Source organism: Hydrogenophaga sp. (assembly GCF_026125825.1).
GTDB lineage: Bacteria > Pseudomonadota > Gammaproteobacteria > Burkholderiales > Burkholderiaceae_C > Hydrogenophaga.
In genome coordinates this window covers 1-3,602 of record NZ_JAHCKK010000187.1, presented here as the reverse complement: position 1 = coordinate 3,602, position 3,602 = coordinate 1, and the positions used below count along the sequence as shown (strand labels likewise).

The following is a 3,602-nucleotide window of genomic DNA, read 5'->3' as shown; positions in this document are numbered from 1 at the left end:
GGCGGAGGGGAGCTTTCTGTGTCATGGTCAGTGAAGAAGGGCCGAGAGGTTGTCGATGACGCGATCAGGTTCGCAAGCGGTGATGGGCTCGCCCATGTTGTAGCCATAGGGCAGGGCCCAGACGCGCACGCCCGCGTGGCGCGCGGTGGCGACGTCGATGGACGAATCGCCCACGAAGAGCGCGCGCTCCGGTGGCACCTGGAACTGCGACAGGCAGCTCTGGATGCCGGCCGGGTCGGGCTTTTTGGTGGGCAGGGTGTCGCCGCTGACGACGCGGTGAAACAGGGGCGCGAGACGGTGCGCGTCGAGCACGGTGGCGGTGTAGCGGCGCTCCTTGTTGGTGACGACGGCGAGCTTCACACCGCGTTCGCGCAGGGCGGTGAGGGTTTCGCGCACGTGGGGGTAGAGCTGGCTGCGCGTGCCGCAGCGGCGCTGGTAGTGGCGGTCGAACTCGGCGGCGATCAGCGGCAGGGTGCCGCTGGCGCGCACCACGTCCACGCCGGTCTGGCCGGCCGAGGCCAGGGCCTGGATCAGCAGCTCGCGCGTGCCGTGGCCGATCCAGCGCTCCACCTGCACCTGCGACACGGCAGGCAGGTCGAAGCGCACCAGGGTGTCGTTGACGGCGTCGCCGATCTCGCCAGCGGTGGCGACCAGCGTGCCGTCGAGGTCGAACATCGCCAGGTCCACGGCGCTCATGCGGCCTCCACCTCGATGCCCGCACGCACGCGCGGGCGCGGGTGCAGCAGCGCGCGCACCTCGTCGGCCACGCGCGCGGCGGTGATGCCGAAGTGGGCGTACAGGTCTTTCGCGGGGGCCGATTCGCCAAAGGTGCTCATGCCGACCACGCGGCCGCTGCGGCCCACGTATTTGCGCCAGAAGTCGGGGTGCGCGGCTTCCACCGCCACGGCCGGCAGCGCGGGCGGCAGCACCTGGTCTTGCCAGGCGGCGCCCTGCCGGTCGAACACGCTGGTGCAGGGCATGGAGACGACGCGCACGGCGATGCCTTCGGCCGCGAGCGCGGTCTGCGCCTGCAGGGCGAGCACGGTTTCGGAGCCGGTGGCGACGATGACGGCCTGCGCGCCCGCCATGTCCGAGAGCACGTAGCCGCCGCGCTGCACGGCGGCGGCGCGGGTCTCGTCGCCCAGCGGCGGCAGGTTCTGGCGCGAGAGCGCAAGCGCGGTGGGGCCGTCGCGGCGCTGCAGCGCGTGGGCCCAGGCCACCGCCGTTTCCAGCGCATCGCCGGGGCGCCACACGTCCAGCCCCGGGATGAGGCGCAGGCTGGGCACGTGCTCCACCGGCTGGTGGGTGGGGCCGTCTTCGCCCAGGCCGATGCTGTCGTGCGTGAAGACGTGGATGACCTGCAGCTTCATGAGCGCGGCCATGCGCACCGCGTTGCGGCTGTAGTCGCTGAAGGCGAGGAAGGTGCCGCCGTAGGGGATGAAGCCGCCGTGCAGCGCCAGGCCGTTCATGATCGCGGCCATGCCGAACTCGCGCACGCCGTAGCTCAGGTGGTTGCCGCCGGTGAAGCGCCCGGCCTTGTCGGGGCCGGCGGTGACACAGCCCTTGAAGTGGGTGAGGTTGGAGCTGGTGAGGTCGGCGCTGCCGCCGAAGATCTCGGGCAGCAGCGGCGCCATGGCGTCGAGCGCGAGCTGGCTGGCTTTGCGCGTGGCCACGGCGTCGCTGCGCTGGCCCAGGGCGGCGACGATGGCGGGCAGGCGCTCGGCAAAGCCCTCGGGCAGCTCGCCGAGCAGGCGGCGGTCGAACTCGGCGGCCTCGGCCGGGTAGGCCTCGCGGTAGGCGGCGAAGCGGGCCTGCCAGTCGGCTTCGAGCGCGTGGCCGCGCTCGGTGGCGTTCCAGGCGGCGGCGATGTCGGCCGGGATCTCGAAGGGCGCGGCGCTCCAGCCCAGGGCGTCGCGCGTGGCCTGCACCTCGGCCGCGCCGAGCGGGGCGCCGTGCACGTCGTGGCTGCCCTGTTTGTGGGGCGCGCCTTTGCCGATGACGGTCTTGCAGCAGATCAGCGTGGGCTTGCCTTCGGCCTGCGCGCTGGCGCTGCGCGCGCGCCGCAGCGCCGCGTCAATCGCGCCGGGGTCGTGGCCGTCGACGGTGACCACCTGCCAGCCGTAGGCGGCGAAGCGGCGCGGCGTGTCGTCGGTGAACCAGCCCTGCACGTGGCCGTCGATGGAGATGCCGTTGTCGTCGTAGAGCGCGATGAGTTTCGAGAGGCGCAGCGTGCCGGCGAGCGAGCAGGCTTCGTGGCTGATGCCTTCCATGAGGCAGCCGTCGCCCAGGAACACATAGGTGTGGTGGTCCACGATGGCGTGGCCGGGGCGGTTGTATTCGGTGGCGAGCAGCTTCTCGGCCAGCGCCATACCCACGGCGTTGGCCAGGCCCTGGCCGAGCGGGCCGGTGGTGGTTTCCACGCCGGGGGTCACGCCCACCTCGGGGTGGCCGGCGGTCTTGCTGTGCAGGCGGCGGAACTGGCGCAGGTCGTCCATCGACAGCTCGTAGCCGGTGAGGTGCAGCAGCGCGTAGAGCAGCATGGAGCCGTGGCCGTTGGAGAGCACGAAGCGGTCGCGGTCGAACCAGTGCGGGTGGGCCGGGTTGTGGCGCAGGTGGCGGTTCCAGAGCACTTCGGCGATGTCGGCCATGCCCATGGGCGCGCCGGGGTGGCCGGACTGCGCGGCCTCCACCGCGTCCACCGCGAGCAGGCGGATCGCGTTGGCCATGCGGCGCGCGAGGTCAAGGTTGGGGGGCTGGCGGTTGCTCATGCCATCACCCTCTGCTTCCTTTCCATCATCCGCCAGATGAAGGGCGTGAAGATGAGTTGCATCGCCAGCTCCATCTTGCCGCCGGGCACGACGATGGTGTTGGCGCGCGACATGAAGGAGTCGTGGATCATGCTCAGCAGGTACTGGAAGTCGATGCCCTTGGGCTTGGCGAAGCGGATGACGACGAAGCTCTCGTCGGGCGCGGGGATCTCGCGCGCGATGAAGGGGTTGGAGGTGTCCACGCAGGGCACGCGCTGGAAGTTGACGTGGGTGTGCGCGAACTGCGGGCAGATGTAGTTCACGTAGTCGGGCATGCGGCGCAGGATGGTGTCGGTGACGGCCTCGGTGCTGTAGCCGCGCTTGGACTTGTCGCGCCAGAGTTTCTGGATCCATTCGAGGTTGATCACGGGCACGACGCCGATGAGCAGGTCGGGATGCTGGGCGATGTTGACTTCGGGCGTGACCACGGCGCCGTGCAGGCCTTCGTAGAACAGCAGGTCGGTGTCTTTGGGCAGTGCCTGCCAGGGCGTGAAGGTGCCGGGCGCCTGCTTCCAGGGCGCGGCCTCTTCGGCGTCGTGCAGGTACTTGCGCGACTGGCCGGTGCCGCTGCGGGCGTAGCTGGCGAACAGCGCTTCGAGCTCGGGAAAGAGGTTGTTCTCGGGGCCGAAGTGGCTGAAGTGGCCGTTGCCCGCGCGCTCGGCTTCGGCCTGGCGCAGTTTCATTTCCTGGCGGTCGTGGCGGTGGAAGCTGTCGCCTTCGATGATGGCGGCGGTGACGCCTTCGCGGCGGAAGATGTTCTCGAAGGTGCGGGTGACCGAGGTGGTTCCCGCGCCC

Annotated in this window: 3 protein-coding genes; all 3 read right to left on the bottom strand. The window is 70.6% G+C overall.

Annotated features, from left to right (window positions below):
* Positions 1-27 precede the first annotated feature (27 nt).
* Complete coding sequence (locus KIT86_RS24695; RefSeq protein ID WP_297403332.1) at positions 28-696, bottom strand: HAD-IA family hydrolase; 669 nt, start codon at positions 694-696, stop codon at positions 28-30.
* Entirely contained in the window at positions 693-2,768 is a 2,076-nt protein-coding gene (tkt, locus tag KIT86_RS24690) for a transketolase (protein ID WP_297403330.1), read from the bottom strand. The genes KIT86_RS24695 and tkt overlap by 4 nt, the downstream gene beginning before the upstream one ends.
* Positions 2,765-3,602 (bottom strand): phosphoribulokinase (locus KIT86_RS24685; protein WP_297403328.1); only part of this gene is annotated, 838 nt, incomplete at its 5' end. The genes tkt and KIT86_RS24685, both read right to left, overlap by 4 nt.

Bases quoted from the DNA above. Each gene is read 5' to 3' on its own strand.
- KIT86_RS24695 (WP_297403332.1), bottom strand. From the start codon at position 696: ATGAGCGCCGTGGACCTGGCGATGTTCGACCTCGACGGCACGCTGGTC.
- tkt (WP_297403330.1), bottom strand. From the start codon at position 2,768: ATGAGCAACCGCCAGCCCCCCAACCTTGACCTCGCGCGCCGCATGGCC.